Below are 20259 nucleotides of genomic sequence, written 5' to 3' on the forward strand. Positions count from 1 at the left end.
TGGAATTCAAGTTTATTTATAAAAAGCTAGTGGCTAGTTGCTATGGAAATAGCGTAAATTTTTTTTGCTCCAGCATTTTTTAAAAGCTTGGCACATTCTTCAACAGTTGATCCTGTTGTTATAACGTCATCTAAAAGTAAAATGTTTTTGTCCTTAATTGCTTCTGGCCTTTTTATGGCAAATGAGTCAGCTAGATTTGTAGCCCTAGAAGACCTATCAAGTCTAGCCTGCTCCAAAGTTTTCTTTATTTTTATAAGATTATTTGCATCTACTTGGATTTTTGTGTTTAAAGAAACTTCATCTGCTAAAAGTTCAACTTGATTAAAACCTCTTTCAACCAGGGTTTTCTTGTGAACTGGCACAGGAATTATTAGGTCTACCTTTTTGTTAAGACCTAAATAAAATATCTTGTCAGTTAATAATTCTCCAAAGACCTTTCCTAAATACCTTTTTTTATAAAACTTAAAGGATGTAATTGAATCCCTAAGTAGGGACCCATAATAAAAACAGGCAAAGGCTTCATCTACATAAGAAAAATCTTTGACTACCTTTTCTGCCTTTGGTGAAAATAATTCTAGACAAGAGTTACAAATATAAAGATAGTTTTGGGTTTTTCTATTACAAATTAAACAAGTTTTTTTCTCCGTCATATAAAACCACCTTATAAAAGCCTTGGATTTTTTCTCTAAGTCCTGTATATCTTTCGTTAACATAGGTGTTGTCTATCATGGTTTTAAGTCTAGCTTCTTTGCCAACTAAGACAACAAGTTTTTTTGCCCTGGTTATGGCTGTATAAATAAGATTTCGATTTGCAAGTAAGTCTGGGGCATAGTGGACGGGAATTATAACTACAGGAAATTCTGATCCTTGGGACTTGTGAATGGTTATTGCATATGCCAGGGTCAAGTCTGCTAAAGTGTCTTCACCATAGGTCACTTCTCTGCCGTCAAAGTCTACAACCATAGTCTTTCGAAAACTATCGATTTCACTTATAAAACCAATATCTCCATTATAAATTCCAGTTCCTGAATCGTATTTAATTCGATCCTCTGTATAGGCCTCCCACTCAACTTGGTAGTTGTTTTTTGTTTGCATAACCTTGTCGCCTTTTCTAAAAACTGTGTTTGCAAAAACTAATTCTTCTACAGCAAAGTTTGGAGGGTTTAAAGAGTTTTGTAATTCATAATTTAGATTTTCAACTCCAACTAGGCCTTTTTTCATTGGAGTCATAACTTGTATGTCCTTTTTTGGATCTATGCCATAAAATTTTTCCAGCCTTGATCCAACTAGACTTTTTATGTGGTCCACAGTTTCTACTTCAGACTTGGAGCCAATCATAAAAAAGTCGCTATCTGCTTCGTTTAAAATTGGAAAATAGCCTTGGTTAATTCTATGGGCGTTGTCTACAATTTTCGATCCGCCACTTTGCCTAAAAATTTTATTTAGCTGGACAAGAGGAATTAAATTTGAGTTAATCATGTCCTTTAAAATGTTTCCTGGTCCAACAGATGGAATTTGGTTGACGTCTCCTAGGAGAATTAGTCTGGACCTTGGAGACATTGCCCTTAATAAATCTGTTAAAAGCTGGGTGTCTACCATAGACATTTCGTCAACTATTATCATTTCTTGGTCAAGGGGATTTTCTTCGTTTTTCCCAAAGACCATGGCAGATCCATTAAATTGATATTCTAAAAGCCTGTGAATTGTCTTTGCATCGTCTCCAGTTGCCTCTTCCATTCTCTTTGCAGCCCTGCCAGTTGGAGCAGCAAGTAAATAACCTATGCCAAGTTCTCTAGCTATGTGCAAAATTGCCTTTAAGGTTGTAGTCTTTCCTGTTCCAGGTCCGCCTGTAATAATTAAAACTCGATTTTCAAAGGCAGACTTTATCGCCTGTCTCTGTTCACTTGCAAAACTTAGGCCCTCTAGGGATTCAATCATATTTATCTTTGAATCAATTGAAGATGTAGGACAGTAGACTCCAGTTTTGTTTAGCTTATTTATCTTTAAGGCAATATAATTTTCGCTGGAGTAAAGATTGTTGTTGTAGGCTTTAACTCTTCCACCTTCAAGGACCATGCGAATATTTCTATTGGTCATAAATTGTTTTTCGCTAGCTTCTATATCCCTATCATTAACTCCTAAATAATCTTTTATCCTCATCCTTAATTCTTCATAAGGAAGATAACAAGATCCTTCGTTAGTTGAAAGTTTTAATAGATAGACCATGGCAGCTTCAATTCTATTAGGGTCGTTGTCTTTTACTCCTGCTTCCTTGGCAATTTGGTCGGCAGTTTTAAAGGAAATTCCATCATGAGAATTTATAAGTAAATAGGGATTTTTCTTTATTACTTCTAAAACTCCGTCGCCGTATTTTTGAAAGAGCTTTTCTCCTAGGCTTTTGCTAATGCCAAAATTAGAAAGTTCTATCATTAAATCTCTCAGGTCAACTTGGTCGTTAAAGGACTCCATTATTTTATCAAAAGTCTTTTTGCCAATGCCCTTAACAGTTAAAAGTTTTTCTGGACTAGACTTAAAAACATCGTAGGCATCTTCGCCAAATTTTTCTAAAATTCTTTCAGCCAAGGTTGGACCAACAAAGTCAATGGCTCCACTTCTTAAGTAGGCGTCAAAGGCATTTGAATAAGTTGTAGTTTTACTTAAAAGTCTTTTCACTTTAAACTGCTCGCCATATTTGTCGTGGTAAATCATGTCTCCACTTAATTTTAGACTTGCGCCAATAGGTTGGTATGGAAAATAACCGACGACAGTAAGCATACCGTCCTCGGTTGATAGTCTTGCTACAGTATAAGAATTTCCATCGTTTCTATAGACGATGCTTTCTAAAATTCCCTCTACAACTAGCATATTTTATTTTATGTCTTTTAATAATTCTTTAAGCTGAAGAAGTTCTTCTTTTGAAAGGGTAATTCCCTTAGACATTTTTTGGTGGTCTGGATCCCATTCACGAATGTCATATTTTGCTGGATAGTCATTATAAGAAACTAGATTTAGTTCTTTTGTCCAGCCGTTTTCTTTTTCTCCTAGGACGCCAATTTTTTCTACAATTTCAAATTTAAATTCTGCCATTTTATCTCTCCTTTAAATTATTTTTCTCTACTTATAGAATACACCAAAGACAAATAATTTTCATTAGCTTATAAATTTTTTTCAAGAAAAAAACAAGGACCCTAAAGCCCTTGTCTCATTTCTTATATTAATTTTGGTAGTAGATAAATAATCATAGCAAGGAAGAACATTATTATGGCTCCAAGTAGACCTTGGGTAAAGTCATACTTGTTAAATGCAATCTTATCTTTCACTGTTTGTCTGCCTAAAAGCACAGATAGGAAGCCAAATATTGGGAAGAAAATTAAAACTGCCTTTACTGAAACTCCAAATTCAAAAAATCTAAAGAAGGTTAAAACACTTATTATCATAGCCAAAATCATTAGATATGGGTTCTTTGACTTGTCTAACCAAATTAAGGCTAGGACTAAGACAGCTGATAAAATAAAAATTACATTGTTAACCTTGTGCCAGAAATTTAGAGAAGAAATTTTTTCTCCGTCATAAACTTCTAGAACATTTACATACATGCCAGATTCGTTAAAGCTTTGAGTTTCTGAGTCGTTAATATATTCTCCGTCTGTAAAATTATCTACTCTTGAGTTTGTTAAAAATACTGAAACCTTAGATAGCTCTTCTCCTTCATCATAAATTAGTCTCTTTGGTTCGTAGGAGATTCTAAATTTATAGTTTTTAACTCCTTCTGAAAGTGGAACCCTAATTTCTGAAGTTGAAGTAAACTTATAGTTTTCTAAGTTCTTGTGCATTTGCCCGTAGTTTAGTTTTTCGTCAAAAATCAAATTGTTGATCTTGTCGTATTCGCCTTTTAAGGTGGCCTTTGAGTGTTTTGGAACTACTGAGTCACCAAAAAAACTTTGTTCAGCAGTTTTTCCTAAAATTCTCATTGATGAGTCAACACCTGTGTATTCAAATTCCACATCATAGGAAATTAAATCATTTAAAAGACCATCTGTTTCAGACCTTCTAATTTTTAAATTTGCTACATTTGTTGGAATATCAAAATACACTCCTGCAAATGGAATGGTTTTATTGTATTTTTCCTTCCATAATATGTCCTTGCCAAACATTGGTGATAGGCTAGACAAAAATAGGGTTAGGAGTAGTAATAAATATATAATTAGATTTTTTACCTTTTTGTTCATCATAGACCTTCCTTTTTACTTCTCTAATATTTTTATTCAGGCCTTAACTAAAAGCTAGAGGCTTAAATCTATTTTAACATACTTGCAGCCTCTTCATCTACTATTATTGTTAAATCGTTATGCAATTGTAAAATACTTGAAGGAACTTCTGGTGTAATTGGTCCTTTTACAGTTTTAAAAATTGCATCAGCTTTGTTTTTGCCATTGGCTACGAGAATAATCTTTCTTGCATTTAAAATTGATTTCATTCCCATGGTTATTGCCTCTCTTGGCACATCATCTATTGATTCAAAAAATCTTGAGTTGGCCTTAATAGTTTCTTCTGTAAGTTTTATGCCATGGGTTGGACCGACAAATGCAGGACCTGGTTCGTTAAAACCAATATGGCCGTTAATGCCAATTCCTAGTATTTGTAAGTCAATGCCGCCAGCGTCTAAGATTTTTTGGTCATAGTCAAGGCCAGCTTGGGTCGGGTCCTTGGTCATTGCTGGTGGAACAAAAGTGTTTTCTTTTTTTATATTGACCTTGGAAAAAAGGTGCTTGTTCATAAAGTACCTGTAAGACTGGTCATTGTTTTCATCTATGCCTAAATAATCGTCTAAGTTAAATGAAGTTACATGACTAAAATCCAATTTTCCTTGGTCATACATTCTAGCTAAGATTTCGTACATTCCTTCTGGTGTAGAACCTGTTGCAAGGCCTAAAACAATAGGGTCTTTGGCAGCCATTTCTTTGGCTACTAGGTCTGCTGCCATTTGGCTTAATTCTTCATAATTTTTTACAACAAATATTTTCATATAGGTTCTCCTTATTAATTTAAAAATTTAATAACATGTCAATTTTTTTACTAAAAAATTTTATCACAAAATTCCTGATTTTACATGAAAAAATTTTGAAAACCTATTTGTTTTCCATTAAAATAAGTTCCATTAACCTGTTTTTTATATCTAAAAGGGCCTCTGAATAATCTGAATAATTTTTCTTTATAAAGTCCTTGCCAAAGTCCTTGTCATCTTGCTTTTGATAGGCTTCCATTAATTCTAAAACTTCTTCTAATGACTTGTCTAAGTTTTCTTTTAGGTCCACTCCATAGTCTTCGTCTATAGAAATTTTGTCAGTTTTTCCACCAATTTCTACAATTTCTCCTGGTTTTGGAATTTCTGCATTTAAATTAAATCTCTGTTTGATTTCCTTTTGCATATTTTCTTGGGCATCAAGTTCGCCGTGAACCAAATAAAGTTTTTTTGGCTTTGACTTAATTGCTCCCAGCCAATTTAAAAGCATATTTTTATCTGCATGGGCTGAAAGACCTTGAAGCTCTTCGATTTCTGCACGAATTTTTATTACTTCGCCAAGGAGTCTAATTTCTTTGGCTCCGTCTAAAATCTTTCTTCCTGTTGACCCATTAGCTTGGTAGCCTACAAACAAGATTGTGTTTTTTGGATCCCATAAATGGTGCTTTAAGTGGTGGCGGATCCTACCTGCATCTGCCATACCTGAAGCTGAAATTATTACCTTTGGAAAAGACGACTTGTTTAAAGACTTTGATTCTTCAACTGTCTTTACAAATCTCAAGTTTGGAAAAGAAAATGGATTGTCTCCTCCGAGAATTTGTTCTCTGGTCTTTTCGTTAAAAAGGTCTGAGTTTTTTTGATAGGCTTCAGTTGCTTCATAGGCCATTGGCGAATCTACATAAACTGGTACCCTCTTATATTCTTCAAAGCCTTTTTTGTCGTAGTAGTTGTTTAGTTGATAGATAAGTTCCTGAGTCCTGCCAACTGCAAAGGATGGAATAATTACTGATCCGCCTCTGGCTGCAGTTCTTTCTATTATATCTATTAACTTGTGCTCAGATTCTTCATAAGGTTCGTGGAGTCTATTTCCATAAGTAGATTCCATTAAGAGAATATCAGCTGCTTCAACAACTTGGGGCTTATTAATTAATGCTTTTTCGTCAACTCCTAGGTCTCCTGAAAAAACTAATTTTGTGTTCTTGTCATTTTCTTTTATCCACAATTCTACAATTGCTGATCCAATAATGTGACCTGCATCTAAAAACCTTAGGGTAAAGGTCTCATCTATTTCTATATAGTGGTCGTAGTAGTATTCTTCAAAGTATGAAAAAGACCTGCTAGCATCTGCAAGAGTGTATAGGGGTTCAAGAAGTTTTTTCCCTGCCCTCTTTCTCTTTTGATTTTCCCATTCTACGTCTGATTCTTGAATATGGGCTGAGTCTTCTAGCATAATTCTTGCTAGGTCAACTGTGGCCTTTGTCGCTAAAATTCTTCCGCTAAAACCTTCTTTAACAAGTTTTGGAATCCTACCAATGTGGTCTATGTGGGCATGGGAAACTATTAGATAGTCAATGTCTGCTGGATTGTAGGGAAAGTCTGCAAAGTTTAAAAGATCTTCTTCCTTGCCTCCTTGAAACATTCCACAATCTAAGAGAAGTTTCTTTCCTCCTGCCTCTATTAAGTAATTAGATCCAGTTACTTGTCTGGTCGCTCCATAAAATTTTATTTTCAATTTTTTCACCTCTTTATTCATTATACCCTATTGGAAGAATTTTTATATAAAAACCAGCTAGATTTAACTTTCTAGCTGGCAGGATTTTTAATTTGCATTTGTAACTTCAGTCCAAATTTTATCGTAGGTTGATAAAATTGACGAATCGTTTTTATAAATTTCTCCATTTGCTAGGTCAGCTTCATCTGGATAGGCAACCTTGGAGTTTTTAATTTCATCTGGCAGTAAGTCTACAGCTTCGTCAATTGGAGATGAAAAACCCACAGAGTATTCAGCATTTAAAGCTGCATTTTCTGGCCTGCACATAAAGTCAATAAATTTTAAGGCAGCCTCGTAGTTTTGGCAGCCCTTTGGAATAACCATGGCATCATACCAAATGTTTGGTCCTTCCTTTGGCAGTACATATTTTAAATCTGAATTTTGCTCTATCATCATTAGGGCATCACCTGAATACATAAAGCCAATATGACCGTCTCCTGAAACTAAGGTATCTCTCCCTTCGTCAGCTTGGTAGGCAAGAACGTGAGGCTTTTGTTTTAAAAGTAAGTTTTTTGCTTCTTCTAATTGGCCCAGGTCTGTTGAGTTCATTGAATAGCCTAGGGCTTTTAAGGCTACGGCTATTGAATCTCTCGATGAGTTGTACATAACGATTTTTCCGTCATACTTTTCGTTAAAAAGATCCATCCAAGAATCAATTGGATCTGTAATTTCATTTGAGTTATAAATTATTCCTCCTGTTCCCCAAAAATATGGAACAGAGTATTTATTTTCTGGATCAAAGGCTGGATTTTTTAAAGATGCATTTACTTTTTCAAAGTTAGGAACCTTCGTTAAATCTATTTCCTCTAACATATCTTCTTGAATCATTCTCTCAATCATATAGTCAGATGGAACTAGAATGTCATAAGAGTCGATGCCTTGTTTTACTTTTATATACATGTCTTCATTTGATGAGAAGGTGTCATAAACGACCTTAATTCCAGTTTCTTCTTCAAATTTTCCAAGGAGGCTTTCATCTATATAGTCTCCCCAGTTGTAAACATTTAATATTTCCTTGCCGTCATCACTGCCACAGCCTGTTAATAAAATTAGGCAAAGGGCTAAAATTCCTAGTAGTTTTTTATTCATTTTCATTTTCTCCTTGACTTGATTTGTTAATTATTAAAACTAATAAAAGCATGGCCCCAAACATTAGTGTTGAAAGGGCGTTTATAGATGGGTTCACTCCCTTTTTGGCCATAGAATAAATTAATATTGATAGGTTAGAATAACCATGGCCTGTATTGAAATAGGAAATTATAAAGTCGTCAATGGAAAGAGTAAAGGCCATTAGAGCTCCTGTTATAATTCCCGTTTTTATTTGTGGCACAATTACATGGACTGCAGAATAAAATGGAGTTGCGCCTAGGTCCATCGATGCATCAATTAGGTTTTTGTCTAACTGGTTTAGTTTTGGAAGCACATTTAATATTACATAGGGAACTGAAAAGACCACATGAGATATTAACATAGTTGAAAAGCCAAACTTTACGCTAAAAAACTTAAATAACGACATCATTGCAACTGCTGTAACTATATCTGGATTTATTACCGGTATATAGTTTAAATTTAAAATTAAATCCTTAGATCTGCCTCTCAACTGATAAATTCCTATGGCAGAAATTGTGCCGAGAATTGTGGAAATTATAGTTGATAAAAGCGCAACTACCAAGGTGTTTGAAAGAGCTGTCATTATTGCCCTGTCTGTAAATAATTTCTTGTACCAAATTAGGCTAAAGGAATCAAAAGAGCCTCTTAGTCTTGATGAATTAAAAGAAAAAACTATTAGGACAAGAATTGGTAAATATAAAAATAAATAAACTAGAAAAAGATAAAACTTATTTTTAAAATCCTTTACCATAAGCCTCCCTCACTTTCCCTGTCAATATTAAGCTTTGATGAAACAATAATCCAAATAAACATTAAGAAAACTAGGATCATTGAAATTGCAGATCCAAAATGCCAGTCTCCTGTAAATCTAAATTGTTGTTCAATTACATTTCCTATAAGCATGGCCTTGTTGCCACCAAGAAGTGACGAAATTACAAAGGTAGACAGGGCTGGAATAAAGACCATAATAACCCCTGAACTAACTCCAGCTAATGAAAGTGGGAAAATTACTTTTGTAAAAACTTCCCTTTCGCTGGCTCCTAAGTCTCTGGCAGCTTCAACTAGGCTTTCGTCCATTTTATTTAAAACTGTATAAATTGGCAAAACCATATAAGGCAAAAAGTTATAAACCATGCCTAAAAGTATCGCCTTGTTGTTATAAATTATATCAAAAGGTCCAAGGCCAATTAGACCAAAAAATTTATTTATAAGGCCATTGCTGCCAAGTAAGCTAAGCCAGGCATAGGTCCTTAGTAAAAAGTTCATCCACATTGGAATTACAAAAAGTAAAATCAAAATATTTTGTAGCTTTTCCTTTTGCCTAGAAATTATAAAGGCTGCTGGATAACCTATAATAAAACAAAGAACAGTTGACACTGCTGCTAGGACCAAGGAATTTTTTAAAATAGACAAATAAGTCTTTTCAAAAAACCTTACAAAGTTATCCAGAGAAAAACTAAAGGTTGATATATTCATCATGTCCCCTTGGCTAAAGGCCATTAAAGTAATTAAAGCTAAGGGCATGACTACAAAAATTAAAAGCCAAAAGAAATAGGGTATAGAGTATTTTTTCATGCCATCTTCCTCATTATGTGAATATTTTCTGGAATAACATTGATGCCAACTAATTCGTCAACTTCCTTGGCTATGGTAGACTGAGCCAACCAAGAAAAGTCTTCTCCTCTAATTACCATTTCATAGTGGACTCCCTTAAAGACAAGAGACTCAACAACTCCTTGAAGTTTGCCCTCTTCTGGCCTGACAATTTCAACGTCTTCTGGTCTAATGACAACATCAACTTCTTGGTCCTTGTCAAAGCCCTTGTCAACGCAAGGAAAAATTTTCCCAAACATTTCTAAGACAAAATCTTCTTTCATTATTCCTGAATCAATATTTGATTCTCCAATAAAGTCTGCAACAAAGGCATTTTTTGGTTCGTTATAAATATCAATAGGACTGCCAATTTGTTGGATAATTCCTTCATTTAAAACTACAATTGTGTCAGACATAGAAAGGGCTTCTTCTTGGTCGTGGGTTACATAGACAAAGGTAATGCCAACTGACTGTTGAATTTCCTTTAGCTCAACTTGCATTTCCTTTCTAAGTTTTAAATCTAAGGCTCCTAGAGGCTCATCTAAAAGTAAAACCTTGGGCCTGTTAACTAAGGCTCTGGCAATTGCAATTCTCTGTTGCTGGCCACCTGATAGGGATGAAATATTTCTGTTTTCATAGCCAGCTAGGCCTACTAGCCTTAAAACTTCCCTGCGCCTTTCTTCAATTTCCTTAGGCGGAACCTTTTTTAATTTTAAACCAAAGTCAATGTTGCCTCCTACTGTTAGGTGAGGAAAGAGGGCGTACTTTTGGAAGACTGTATTAATCTCTCTCTTATAAGGAGCTAGGTTATTTATGTTTTGACCGTCAAAAAATACTTGGCCTTCGTCTGCGTTTTCAAAGCCTCCAATAATTCTAAGAGTTGTAGTCTTTCCACAACCTGAAGGACCTAAAAGAGTCAAAAATTCATTTTCATATATTTTTAAATTTAATTTGTCTAGGATTTTGTTGTCTCCATAGGACTTTGAAATATTTTTTAAATCGATTATAACTTTCTTTTCCATACTAACTCCTTAAAAATTTGGTGGGCTAGATATCCAAATTATTTTTGCCTTTCTTTTTCCTGGGTTTTCTAGCCTGTGGTTTTTATCTGCAGAGAAATAAAAACTTTGGCCTGTCTTTATATTAAATACTTGGTCGCCATAAACTAAATCAATTTGGCCTTCAAGAACATAACCAAACTCTTCTCCTTCAAAGGGATCTAGGTCCAAGGACCTTCCTCCACCCTTTATTTCCATTAAAGTTGGTTCCATGTGATTTTTTTGTGAGTTTGGCACTAGCCAATTTATAATATATTTATTTTCTTCATCAATGTATTCTGAAAATTCTTCTTCTGCAAAGACAATTTTTTCTTCCTTTTCAGAAAAAAACTTAGCTGGACTAACTCCTAAGCCGTCAAGTATATCTATAAAAGATGTTATTGACGGAGAGGCCAGGTTGTTTTCAACTTGAGAAATAAATCCCTTAGTAAGTTCACACCTTTGGGCCAACTCTTCTTGAGTAAGGCCTTGGGCTAGTCGAATGTCTTTTATTTTTTCGCCAAAATTCATTTAAGACCATCCTTATTAAGTATTTTGTTTATTATTACTAAACCATTTTAGCAAATAGATTTTCAAAGTCAATAGGGATTTTAAATTTTACAAAAAAATAACCTTTCCTTGGTGGATCCAAAGAAAGGTATGATTTTATTTTTATCTAAAGTCAGCAAGGTTAATGACCTTGGCTTTTTTTTGTTTCTTTTCTTCTTGGCCTTGAAGAAATTTTCCTAATTCATTGTAGTCGTAAAAAATTTCTCCTTGGTGGTCTCTTTCTCTAATTATATCTAAGGCCTGTAAAAGTTTTAAAATTTCTACTTCTTTTTTATCTAGACCAAAATCAAAAAAGTTATTGGTCCTTAGGGCTTCCATGGTCTTAGTAAAAGTTTCTTCGCCAGTTTTTTCTGCTTTGGCCAAATAATAAGTAAAGGTCTCCTTCCTAAAGATACCTTTAATAATATTTGCAAGTCTAATAACTGGGTCAGAGTCTAAAAAGAAATTTAGCCTATCAGTTGGAAAAACTTGGCCCTCATCTATAAAAACTAAGTTGTTGGCTAAAAGAATTGCAAAAGATAGATCGACTAAGATCTTAGTTTTTTCAAAATCTTTGTCTTCAGAAGACTTGTAGTCTGGAATAAATTCTTCTAAAAATGACCTTATAGACTTTAATTTTATCTTATTAGTTACAGTTAGGTCTAGGTTTGCGTCTCTAGCTAGGCAGTCTATAAAGTAGCTTAGCTTTACAAATTCATTTAAGTCGTCAGAGTTTTTCATAACTTCCTTACCTACAAAGTCTATGGTTTCTTGGTCAGTTAGAGGATGATTTTTTAGAATTTCTTTTCTTAGAGAAAGTATATTTTCCTCAGCCTGTAAAATATATTTTTTCCCTAGAACTTCATGGCCTAGGTCTTGGCTAACTGATTCCATTAGGTACTTGCAAATTTCTATAAAACTTTCTAGGTCTCCATCGACAACAAAATTTCCAACCTGACATTGACCTTTTATATAGTCATAATAGTTTAGTTGATAAAGGTCTAAATCTTCAGGCGAAATAATTAAATACTTGGTAAGGCCGTTAAGATGATTGTAAAAATTAAGCACTTCTGCCTCATCAAAGTTATCTAAAAGTTCTCCTCCATATTCATTCATTAAGTCATCAATGCTTGCTAAATAACCTTTAAGCATCCTGCCTACAAGAATTCTGTCTACAAAAATATGGCTGGCATTAGTATCATCGTAATTAATTAAAATATCATAAATGCTATCAGCTTCTTCGTCATCTAGGCTGACAAAGGTCTTAGCCATATAAAATTCTCCCTCTTGGTAAAAGGTCATTGCATAAAAGACCTGGCCTTCAGGAAAAGTTACTCCTTCTTCTTTTCTAAACTCGGTAATTTTTCCTGACTGAATTCTCTCCACTCTTACAGAGTCATCAGTCTGAGAAATTAATTTAAAAAATTCAAAATTCACAGACAAAAAACTAGTTTTTTCAATATAGTCATAGACAAAATTCCTGTCTTCATCTTCAATATAAACTAGACTTTGGACTAAATAGTCTTTGGCAACTGCAAAATGGAAAAGGGTCATTTGCTCTTTGGAAATTTGTTTTAATTTATTTTTAGAAAAACCTAGGCTATTTGCAATAATATTATTTAAATTATCTTCCTCGCTTCTAACAAAGTTTTCAAAATCTTTAAAGCTAATTATTTTTGAAATTTCTTCTTTCTTTATAATTTTTATAGTAGTCACCTCTTTTATTACAAGTATATATTATAATTAAAATATAGCAAGAATAAAACTTTAATTTAATATGGCTAATAAAACGTTAACATTTTATTTTTTAGGGTATGAATGAGATAAGAATAAAATAGGTTAAAAACCTAGGAGGTATATTATGAAATTTAATTATACAGGTAGAAATTTACAAGTAAGTGACGACATGAGAGACCAAACTGAAAAGACTCTAGGAAAATTAGACAAGTACTTTGACACAGATGTAAATTGTAATGTAGTCTTCTCTCACTTTAAAGACAACCTTATTGTAGAAGCGACAATTAACCTACCAGGTGCCTTTATTCGTGCAGAAGAAACTGACAGGGATATTAGAACAGCCTTAGACAGAGTTAGCGAAGTCCTAACTAGACAAATAGTTAAACACAAGGCAAAATTACAAAAGAAATTCCGTGGCAAGGATACAATTAGAATAGAAAACATTCCTGACCTAGGTCCAGTAGAAGAAGACCACAGCGAAGAAAAAATTGTAAAAACTAAGACCTACGACCTAAGACCAATGATGGAAGAAGAAGCCATCTTACAAATGGAATTAGTTGGCCACAACTTCTACGTCTTTAACAACGCAGAAACCAACCAAGTTAACGTACTTTATAAGAGAAATAAAGGCGGCTATGGAATCTTGGTTCCAAAAAACTAAATAATTAAGCTAGTAAACTAGCATCTTATAAAAAATCCCTCTTAAGATTTTATCCTAAGAGGGTTTATTTTTAATCTAAAACTTCAATTTTATAAATTTGTCCAAGTCTTGCTGGACTTGAAGTTAATGGGTCTGTATTTATTAAGTCTCCATCAAAGAAAACTTTCACCGACCTTCCTTCTAGTCCTTCAGTTGTAACTCTGCCGTCTTTACTATAATCCAAGTTTTCTATTTCAAGTGATACTGGTTTATCCACTTGGTCCATAAATAAAAATTCTTCAGGATATGATGTGACTTCAACTAAAAGTCTATCATCTTCTGCCCCAATAACCTTGGCGGTAAAATTCGCAACCATTTTTGGCGGGCCATTATAGGAGATAGCAATGTCTCTAAAAATAATCCACCTGTCGTCTATCTCTAAACTTATATAGCCTGAATCTGAAGAAAACTGGTAGTCATAACCTGGGCCAAAGTTTCCCTGATCATTTGCACTTGGGCTTTCATTTGTACTTACAGTTGAAGTAATTTGTCCATCAGCTGTTCCACATTTGCTCATTGAATTTACATAGCCTGTGTCTATATAGATATGGTCATCTACTTGAACCATTGGAGGCAGAGCTTGCTTTCCACTTTGGACTTCTTCTTCACCTTGTACTTCTTCTTCACTTTGAATTTCTTCTTCACTTGCCTTTGAGTTTTCGCTCTGCTCTTGAGACTCTGGATTTTTATTGCAGGCCAGCAAGAGACAAAAAACTAAGACCAAGGATAATTTTTTCATAAGATCTCCTCAACTTTCTTTTCTTTATTATAGCATAATGCCTAATTTATTTCATTTAAAATTAATTTATCCTAGACTGTGTTTTTTTGTGATATAATAGGTCTAAAGGAAGGAAGCGTTTACGAAAAAATCTATCTAGGAGGGATAGCATGAAGAAAAAGTATTTAATTTTATTAAGCCTCGTTCTTGCCCTAGCCTGTTTACTAATGGCATGTACAAATGAAAATCAAAGTGCTAAAGAAACTCCTGCAGAAGAACCTAAGAAAGTAAGTTCCCAATCTGTTCTTCAAAAGGAAATTCAAAAAGCTGAGGAAAATAAGCTTAAATGGAATACAAAAAAGGACTTAAAGGTTGCAGCAGGAACTAGAGATATTGCTGAAGTTTTAAATGAAATTGCCTATGACAATGTTGTTGCTGTTCCTGAAGATGCCTTAGATTTATTTCCTGAAGCAAAAAGTATAGGTGATTATAAAAATCCAGATCTTTCTGACCTGACTTATGATGATATAGACCTAATTATTTCTGAATCAACAAAAAATTTCTTAATAGATGCCATGAATGAATCTGGCAAACAATTTGAAATTCTTCTAGTGGATTTAGAAAACGAAGATAATAGAGATGGAGGTCTTGTGGCTATAGGTAGGATCTTAGGACTAGAAGATGTTACTAAAGTCGCCTATAATATTGAAAAGTAAAATAAAAATGTAAAAATATAAAGATAAAAACCAAGCTAAAAAACTTAGCTTGGTTTTTTATGTAGGCTCTTAATAGGCGTTTTGTAGGGCTAGGGAAATTATTATAGCAGAGTCTATTTGGTCTAAACGTCTTTGGTCAAACTTACCTATTTTGTCTTTGATTCTCTGTTTGTCTATGGTTCTAATTTGTTCAAGTAGGACTACTGAATCTTTTGGCAGGCCATATTTTTCACTGGCATTTATTTTTACGTGAGTTGGTAGGTCTACCTTGTTAGTCCTAGATGTTATTGGTGCAATAATTATTGTTGGCGAATATTTATTGCCTACGTTATTTTGGATTACTACTACTGGCCTAAGTCCACCCTGTTCTGATCCTAAAACTGGACTTAGGTTTGCATAAAAGAGGTCGCCTCTATTTATTATCATAAAATCACCTTTCTTCTAAATTTTTAAAAACTCTGTCTAAGCCATTTATTATATCTCCAGCAATCATCGAGGTCTTAGATTTTTCTTCTGCAGCTCCAAGGCCTGCAAGTGAATGAACTTCTACCCCTAAGAGGGCTGCTTCATAAATTCCATAACCTTGAGCAAGGAAGGATGTAATTATTCCTGCTAGAACATCTCCTGATCCTGCTGTTGCAAGTCCAGAGTTTTCCCTTTCTATAAAATGACCGCTCTCTCCATCTGTAATAAAAGTTACAGAATCTTTTAAGACCAAGACCAACTTATATTCTTTGGCAAATTCTTTAGCCCTTTCATAAAGTCTTGGACCTGGTGGAATTACTTCTTTAATAAGTCTAGAAAATTCTAAAATATGTGGAGTTAGTATTAGCTGGGAATTATTTACATAAAGTTGGTCCACGTTTTCAGCAAGGATATTTATGCCATCAGCGTCTAGGACGAGTTTATTGTCTCCAAGTAAAAGCTCTTTTAAAACTTCTCTTTTGTTTCTAGAAAGACCTAGACCTGGACCAAATAAAATTCCGTCCATCTTCTTAGCATCTTTTAAAATATTTCCCTGCCTTAAAATAACTTCTGTGTGTTTTATTGAAAGTGGTAAAAGAATGTCGTCTTCTTCAAAGACATAGTGATATGTATAACCGCAACCTGCCTTTAAAGAAGCTAGAGCTGATAGGTAGCCTGCCCCTAGCATAGACTTTGATGAGCCAATTATCATTGTCCTGCCAAAACTACCCTTGTGAGACTTGTCTGGTCTTTGTTTGTAAAGCTTAAATATATCTTCTGGAATATCTAAATGGCCTTTTGTTCTTCCAGGTTTTTCACTTCCAACAGTTACAACATAGTCTCCATCGTGGGATGATGATATGTAAAATTCTCTTCCTTTTGCCAGTGCATATGGTGCGCCGTGTTCGTCGTGGCAGATTTCTATGTCTTTAAACTTTAAGTCTTTGCCAAAACCTGTCCCCAAACACTTGCCTATACTTTCTTTAAAGGAAAACATCCCTGCTATAGTTTCGTCCTTGTAATTTTTCTTTTTTATATATGCAATTTCATCTTCAGTAAAACACTTGTCTAAAAATTTCTGACCAAACTTGTAATATAAGTTTTTGATCCTTTTAATTTTTACTAGGTCTACTCCAATACTTGTCATTTCTATACTTATCACCAGTCTTATTATACTACATTTTTTTATTTTTGTAAGTATTTTATCAACTTATAATCAGTCTATAATTAAAATTAGAATTTTTATGTTATAATAAATTATTGTAGGAGGTAATAATGAAATATATTAATTTTACAAAAGATAAGGTGGAGGTTTCTCGCTTAGGCTTTGGACTAATGAGACTTCCTATTATAGAAGATGATAACTCCCTTATTGATTATAAAAAATCAAGAGAATTAATTGACCTAGCCTTAGAAAGTGGAATAACTTATTTTGACACTGCCTATGTCTACCACGGCAAGCAAGGTGAAATTTTTACAGGCGAGGTTTTAAAAGACCATAGAGATAAAATAAAAATTGCTACAAAGTGCCCTGTCTGGCAAATTGAAAAAGAAGAAGACTTCGATTATCTATTAGACATTGAATTACAAAAACTACAAACAGACTATATCGACTTCTACCTGCTGCACAGTTTAGATCGAGAAAAATTTGAAAATGTAAAAAAACATAATGTTTATAATAGAGCCTTAAAGGCAAAGAAAGCTGGAAAGATAAAATATTTAGGTTTTTCCTTCCACGACAACCTAGAGCTATTTAAAGAAATTATAGATACCTATGACTTTGATTTTTGTCAAATCCAACTTAACTATTTAGACGAAGGCTACCAAGCAGGCCTTGAAGGACTTAAGTATGCCAAAGACAAGGGACTTGGCGTAATAATTATGGAACCCCTTAGAGGCGGCCAACTTGCAAACCTGCCTCAGTCTATTACAGAAAAATTAGGAGATGACACTCCTGCCAACCTGGGCTTTTCGTATTTATTAAACAAGGGCCTAGTAGATATAGTTTTATCTGGCATGAACACCAAAGAGCAGATAATAGAAAACTGCAAAACTTTTTCTGAAGTTGAAGCAGATTCACTAGATGCTGATAGCTTAGAAAAAATCGACTATTTAAAAAATGAAATGAAGGCTAGGATAAAAATCGACTGTACAGGTTGTTCTTATTGTATGCCTTGCCCTGCTGGAGTTGAAATTCCAGACATCTTTAGGGCCTACAACAACAAGTATATTTTTGAAGATGAGAAAAAATCTGTAGAAACTTATGAGAGAATACAAAAGAGAAATGCAGGAAAGGAAGCTTGCGTCAAATGTGGCAAATGCGAAAGTAAATGCCCACAACAGTTACAAATTATTGCTGGCTTAGAAAAAGCCCACCAAGACTTAGCTGGAGGCTCAAATGAAAAATAAATTTTTTATAATTCTATTAGGACTAGCCCTAGTTCTAACTGGCTGTTCAAAAAATAAGGACAAAAACTCAGACGGAGAAATTAATAATCCATCTGAAAGTCCTGCAGTTACTATTGAAAGACAAAGTGAAAGCGAAAACTTAGACGAAGAAAATACAAATCTTCAAGCAGATGAAAATCTAAATAACGAAGAAAATACAAATAATGAAGAAACTGAAGAAGAAGAAACTGAAGAAAATTCTGAAGAAGACCCAGAAGTTTCTAAAAGCCTAGAGGATGAAATAAAAACCCTAGAAGAAAATTCTGACTACATTTCAATTATAAAAATGTCCCAAACTGGACCAAATGGCAAGGAGATCCACGTAGTTGAAGACCTAAAGGGATCTTTAAAAAATATTGTCCTACCTGATATTCCAAATATGCAGGCCAACTACAATTATTTAATCTTCTTAATGGATGGAGAAAACGGGGACATCACCCTTACTGATTCAGAAAGAGGCCTAATTTTAATTGAAAACACTACAGATGAAAGACTTATTTTAATAAAAGAACTTTTAAAGACAGACGACACTGACGAAAACTAAAGGAGGATAAATGCCAAAAAACAACTATTCAAACTTAGACCTTTGGAAGAGATTTTTGCCCTATTTTAAAAAGTACAAGGGCCTAGTATTTTTAGACCTCTTTTGTGCAGGTCTTACTACCTTAAACGAACTTGCTTTTCCAATTATTCTAAGAAAGTTAACTGATACAGCAACAACAAATGCACAACTACTAACTATGTCCTTTATTTTAAGGATAAGTTCTCTATATATTATTTTAAAACTAATTGACATAGTCGCCTACTATTTTATGAACAACGTAGGCCATGTCACTGGAGCTAAAATCGAAACTGATATGAGGATGGATATTTTTTCCCACCTCCAACAAATGTCAACGTCCTTTTATAACAAAAACAAGGTTGGAAAACTTATGTCAAGAATTACCCACGACCTTTTTGACGTTACAGAATTTGCCCACCACTGTCCAGAAGAATTTTTCATTGGCGGAATAAAACTTTTAGTTTCCTTTATAATCCTAGTGAGAATTAACCTTCCCCTTACCCTACTTTTATTTTTAATTATTCCTGTAATGATCTTTGCCATGTCAAAGAAAAACAGGGCCGTAAGGGCGACAATGGCTAACCAAAGAACCCACATTGGAGAACTAAATTCATCTATTGAAGACTCTCTCCTTGGAATGAATGTAGTAAAATCCTTTACTAACGAAAACTATGAAATAGAAAAATTTCAAGTAGACAACAACGCCTTTTTAGATATAAAAAAAGGTATGTACAAAAATCTTTCAGTCTTTCATGCAATTTCCAGGTCCTTTGACGCTCTTATGTATATTGTAATTATTCTCTTTGGCGGCATCTTTATGATGAAGGGATCCTTAGACCCAAAAGACCTAGTAGTCTTTGTTCTCTACGCCAATGTTCTAACTGCAACAATTAGAAGAATCGTAGAATTTTCTGAGCAGTTTCACAGGGGCATGTCAGGGATAGAAAAATTTGTAGAAGTAATGGATACTGGCATAGAAATATTTGACGACGAAGACGCCATAGACTTAAAAAATGTTAAAGGCCAAGTTGACCTTGACAAGGTGTCCTTTAGATACAACGAAGATGAAGACTATGTCCTTAAGGACCTTTCTCTATCAGTAAAGCCTGGAGAAAATGTAGCCATAGTCGGCCCATCTGGAGCTGGAAAAACTACAATTATAAATTTAATCCCAAGATTTTATGACATTGACTCAGGGGCAATAAAAATTGACGGCACAGACGTTAGAAAGATAAAATTAAATTCCCTTAGAGGAAATATTGGCATAGTCCAACAAGACGTCTACCTTTTTAACGACACAATTTTAGAAAATATTAGATACGGAAAACCTGACGCATCTGACGAAGAAATTATCAGAGCTGCAAAATTAGCAGGAGCAGATGAATTTATAGATCAAATGCCACAAGGATATCAAACTCCAGTTGGAGAAAGAGGAGTTAGACTTTCAGGTGGACAAAAACAAAGAATCTCCATAGCCAGAGTTTTCTTAAAAAATCCACCAATTCTAATCTTAGACGAAGCAACCTCAGCCTTAGACAACAGATCAGAAAAACTAGTTCAGTCATCCCTTGACCAGCTATCTAACGGCAGAACTACAATAACCATAGCCCACAGGTTGTCTACAATATTAAACGCAGACAAGATAATAGTTCTAACAGAAGACGGCATCCAAGAAGAAGGCAACCACCAAGAACTAATGCAAAACAAGGGCCTCTATTACAAACTTTACACCCAAGGCCAATCATCCTTCGACGAAGAATCCTTTGACAAATTAATGGAAAAATAAAAACACAAAGACCTAGGAAAAGAAAAATCCTAGGTCTTTTTTGG

Annotated in this window: 20 protein-coding genes; 5 read left to right on the forward strand and 15 right to left on the reverse strand. The window is 34.2% G+C overall.

Annotated elements, in window-relative coordinates:
* Positions 1-26: 26 nt before the first annotated feature.
* The 12 genes from BN2667_RS06090 to BN2667_RS06145 all read right to left on the reverse strand — a co-directional run bounded on the left by BN2667_RS06090 (position 27) and on the right by BN2667_RS06145 (position 12799).
* Positions 27-650 carry a ComF family protein gene (locus tag BN2667_RS06090; protein ID WP_054252442.1) on the reverse strand — a complete coding sequence of 208 codons (624 nt, stop codon included), beginning with the start codon at positions 648-650 and terminating at the stop codon, positions 27-29.
* Positions 619-2865: an SF1B family DNA helicase RecD2 gene (gene recD2 / locus BN2667_RS06095; RefSeq protein WP_054252443.1), complete on the reverse strand. Its 2247-nt coding sequence runs from the start codon at positions 2863-2865 to the stop codon at positions 619-621. Before recD2 ends, BN2667_RS06090 begins: the two co-directional genes overlap by 32 nt.
* 3 nt (positions 2866-2868) lie before the next feature.
* Entirely contained in the window at positions 2869-3087 is a 219-nt protein-coding gene (locus BN2667_RS06100; RefSeq protein ID WP_054252444.1) for a YdbC family protein, read from the reverse strand.
* A gap of 122 nt (positions 3088-3209) precedes the next feature.
* Positions 3210-4232 (reverse strand): energy-coupling factor transporter transmembrane component T family protein, encoded by a 1023-nt coding sequence (locus BN2667_RS06105; protein ID WP_154865162.1) that lies wholly within the window; start codon positions 4230-4232, stop codon positions 3210-3212.
* 65 nt (positions 4233-4297) lie between these two features.
* On the reverse strand, positions 4298-5026 hold the full coding sequence (gene nagB, locus BN2667_RS06110) for a glucosamine-6-phosphate deaminase (protein WP_054252446.1): 729 nt from the start codon (positions 5024-5026) through the stop codon (positions 4298-4300).
* A gap of 103 nt (positions 5027-5129) precedes the next feature.
* Positions 5130-6755 (reverse strand): MBL fold metallo-hydrolase RNA specificity domain-containing protein, encoded by a 1626-nt coding sequence (locus BN2667_RS06115; protein ID WP_054252447.1) that lies wholly within the window; start codon positions 6753-6755, stop codon positions 5130-5132.
* Positions 6756-6842: 87 nt separating this feature from the next.
* Entirely contained in the window at positions 6843-7883 is a 1041-nt protein-coding gene (locus tag BN2667_RS06120; RefSeq protein WP_054252448.1) for an extracellular solute-binding protein, read from the reverse strand.
* The gene (locus tag BN2667_RS06125) at positions 7876-8655 is read right to left on the reverse strand and encodes an ABC transporter permease (protein WP_054252449.1); all 780 of its coding nucleotides are present in this window, start codon (positions 8653-8655) and stop codon (positions 7876-7878) included. Before BN2667_RS06125 ends, BN2667_RS06120 begins: the two co-directional genes overlap by 8 nt.
* The gene (locus BN2667_RS06130; protein ID WP_054252450.1) at positions 8649-9479 is read right to left on the reverse strand and encodes an ABC transporter permease; all 831 of its coding nucleotides are present in this window, start codon (positions 9477-9479) and stop codon (positions 8649-8651) included. The genes BN2667_RS06125 and BN2667_RS06130 overlap by 7 nt, the downstream gene beginning before the upstream one ends.
* The gene (locus tag BN2667_RS06135; RefSeq protein ID WP_054252451.1) at positions 9476-10519 is read right to left on the reverse strand and encodes an ABC transporter ATP-binding protein; all 1044 of its coding nucleotides are present in this window, start codon (positions 10517-10519) and stop codon (positions 9476-9478) included. The genes BN2667_RS06130 and BN2667_RS06135 overlap by 4 nt, the downstream gene beginning before the upstream one ends.
* Positions 10520-10528: 9 nt before the next feature.
* Positions 10529-11065, reverse strand: a complete 537-nt coding sequence (locus tag BN2667_RS06140) for a helix-turn-helix domain-containing protein (RefSeq protein ID WP_054252452.1) — start codon at positions 11063-11065, stop codon at positions 10529-10531.
* Positions 11066-11206: 141 nt separating this feature from the next.
* On the reverse strand, positions 11207-12799 hold the full coding sequence (locus BN2667_RS06145; RefSeq protein WP_054252453.1) for a hypothetical protein: 1593 nt from the start codon (positions 12797-12799) through the stop codon (positions 11207-11209).
* Positions 12800-12944: 145 nt separating this feature from the next.
* On the opposite strand from BN2667_RS06145, the gene hpf reads away from it, so the two are divergent.
* On the forward strand, positions 12945-13481 hold the full coding sequence (gene hpf / locus BN2667_RS06150; protein WP_054252454.1) for a ribosome hibernation-promoting factor, HPF/YfiA family: 537 nt from the start codon (positions 12945-12947) through the stop codon (positions 13479-13481).
* Positions 13482-13551: 70 nt separating this feature from the next.
* On the opposite strand, the gene BN2667_RS06155 is transcribed toward hpf, so the two are convergent.
* Positions 13552-14259, reverse strand: coding sequence for a hypothetical protein (locus BN2667_RS06155; RefSeq protein ID WP_054252455.1), 708 nt, complete (start codon positions 14257-14259; stop codon positions 13552-13554).
* A 149-nt stretch (positions 14260-14408) separates the two neighbouring features.
* Here BN2667_RS06155 and BN2667_RS06160 point away from each other — a divergent pair, with 149 nt between their 5' ends.
* Entirely contained in the window at positions 14409-14954 is a 546-nt protein-coding gene (locus BN2667_RS06160) for a hypothetical protein (protein ID WP_054252456.1), read from the forward strand.
* Between the two features lie 69 nt (positions 14955-15023).
* Here BN2667_RS06160 and BN2667_RS06165 read toward each other — a convergent pair whose 3' ends face one another.
* Together BN2667_RS06165 and BN2667_RS06170 are read right to left on the reverse strand one after the other, a co-directional pair.
* Positions 15024-15380, reverse strand: a complete 357-nt coding sequence (locus BN2667_RS06165; RefSeq protein WP_054252457.1) for a type II toxin-antitoxin system PemK/MazF family toxin — start codon at positions 15378-15380, stop codon at positions 15024-15026.
* Between the two features lie 4 nt (positions 15381-15384).
* The gene (locus tag BN2667_RS06170) at positions 15385-16566 is read right to left on the reverse strand and encodes an NAD(P)H-hydrate dehydratase (protein ID WP_054252458.1); all 1182 of its coding nucleotides are present in this window, start codon (positions 16564-16566) and stop codon (positions 15385-15387) included.
* 128 nt (positions 16567-16694) lie between these two features.
* Here BN2667_RS06170 and BN2667_RS06175 point away from each other — a divergent pair, with 128 nt between their 5' ends.
* The 3 genes from BN2667_RS06175 to BN2667_RS06185 are packed head-to-tail and all read left to right on the forward strand — an operon-like array spanning position 16695 to position 20215.
* Positions 16695-17828, forward strand: a complete 1134-nt coding sequence (locus BN2667_RS06175; protein ID WP_054252459.1) for an aldo/keto reductase — start codon at positions 16695-16697, stop codon at positions 17826-17828.
* Entirely contained in the window at positions 17818-18411 is a 594-nt protein-coding gene (locus BN2667_RS06180; protein WP_054252460.1) for a hypothetical protein, read from the forward strand. Before BN2667_RS06175 ends, BN2667_RS06180 begins: the two co-directional genes overlap by 11 nt.
* Positions 18412-18421: 10 nt before the next feature.
* Positions 18422-20215 (forward strand): ABC transporter ATP-binding protein, encoded by a 1794-nt coding sequence (locus BN2667_RS06185; RefSeq protein ID WP_054252461.1) that lies wholly within the window; start codon positions 18422-18424, stop codon positions 20213-20215.
* Positions 20216-20259: the final 44 nt, after the last annotated feature.

It is taken from the genome of Neofamilia massiliensis (assembly GCF_001299475.1).
Classification (GTDB): domain Bacteria; phylum Bacillota; class Clostridia; order Tissierellales; family Peptoniphilaceae; genus Neofamilia; species Neofamilia massiliensis.

Coding starts and splice junctions, on each gene's coding strand:
- BN2667_RS06140 (WP_054252452.1), bottom strand. CDS start 11,065: ATGAATTTTGGCGAAAAAATAAAAGACATTCGACTAGCCCAAGGCCTT.
- BN2667_RS06135 (WP_054252451.1), bottom strand. CDS start 10,519: ATGGAAAAGAAAGTTATAATCGATTTAAAAAATATTTCAAAGTCCTAT.
- nagB (WP_054252446.1), bottom strand. CDS start 5,026: ATGAAAATATTTGTTGTAAAAAATTATGAAGAATTAAGCCAAATGGCA.
- BN2667_RS06125 (WP_054252449.1), bottom strand. CDS start 8,655: ATGGTAAAGGATTTTAAAAATAAGTTTTATCTTTTTCTAGTTTATTTA.
- BN2667_RS06120 (WP_054252448.1), bottom strand. CDS start 7,883: ATGAATAAAAAACTACTAGGAATTTTAGCCCTTTGCCTAATTTTATTA.
- BN2667_RS06170 (WP_054252458.1), bottom strand. CDS start 16,566: ATGACAAGTATTGGAGTAGACCTAGTAAAAATTAAAAGGATCAAAAAC.
- BN2667_RS06175 (WP_054252459.1), top strand. CDS start 16,695: ATGAAATATATTAATTTTACAAAAGATAAGGTGGAGGTTTCTCGCTTA.
- BN2667_RS06130 (WP_054252450.1), bottom strand. CDS start 9,479: ATGAAAAAATACTCTATACCCTATTTCTTTTGGCTTTTAATTTTTGTA.
- BN2667_RS06180 (WP_054252460.1), top strand. CDS start 17,818: ATGAAAAATAAATTTTTTATAATTCTATTAGGACTAGCCCTAGTTCTA.
- BN2667_RS06100 (WP_054252444.1), bottom strand. CDS start 3,087: ATGGCAGAATTTAAATTTGAAATTGTAGAAAAAATTGGCGTCCTAGGA.
- hpf (WP_054252454.1), top strand. CDS start 12,945: ATGAAATTTAATTATACAGGTAGAAATTTACAAGTAAGTGACGACATG.
- BN2667_RS06090 (WP_054252442.1), bottom strand. CDS start 650: ATGACGGAGAAAAAAACTTGTTTAATTTGTAATAGAAAAACCCAAAAC.
- BN2667_RS06155 (WP_054252455.1), bottom strand. CDS start 14,259: ATGAAAAAATTATCCTTGGTCTTAGTTTTTTGTCTCTTGCTGGCCTGC.
- BN2667_RS06165 (WP_054252457.1), bottom strand. CDS start 15,380: ATGATAATAAATAGAGGCGACCTCTTTTATGCAAACCTAAGTCCAGTT.
- BN2667_RS06105 (WP_154865162.1), bottom strand. CDS start 4,232: ATGATGAACAAAAAGGTAAAAAATCTAATTATATATTTATTACTACTC.
- BN2667_RS06185 (WP_054252461.1), top strand. CDS start 18,422: ATGCCAAAAAACAACTATTCAAACTTAGACCTTTGGAAGAGATTTTTG.
- BN2667_RS06160 (WP_054252456.1), top strand. CDS start 14,409: ATGAAGAAAAAGTATTTAATTTTATTAAGCCTCGTTCTTGCCCTAGCC.
- recD2 (WP_054252443.1), bottom strand. CDS start 2,865: ATGCTAGTTGTAGAGGGAATTTTAGAAAGCATCGTCTATAGAAACGAT.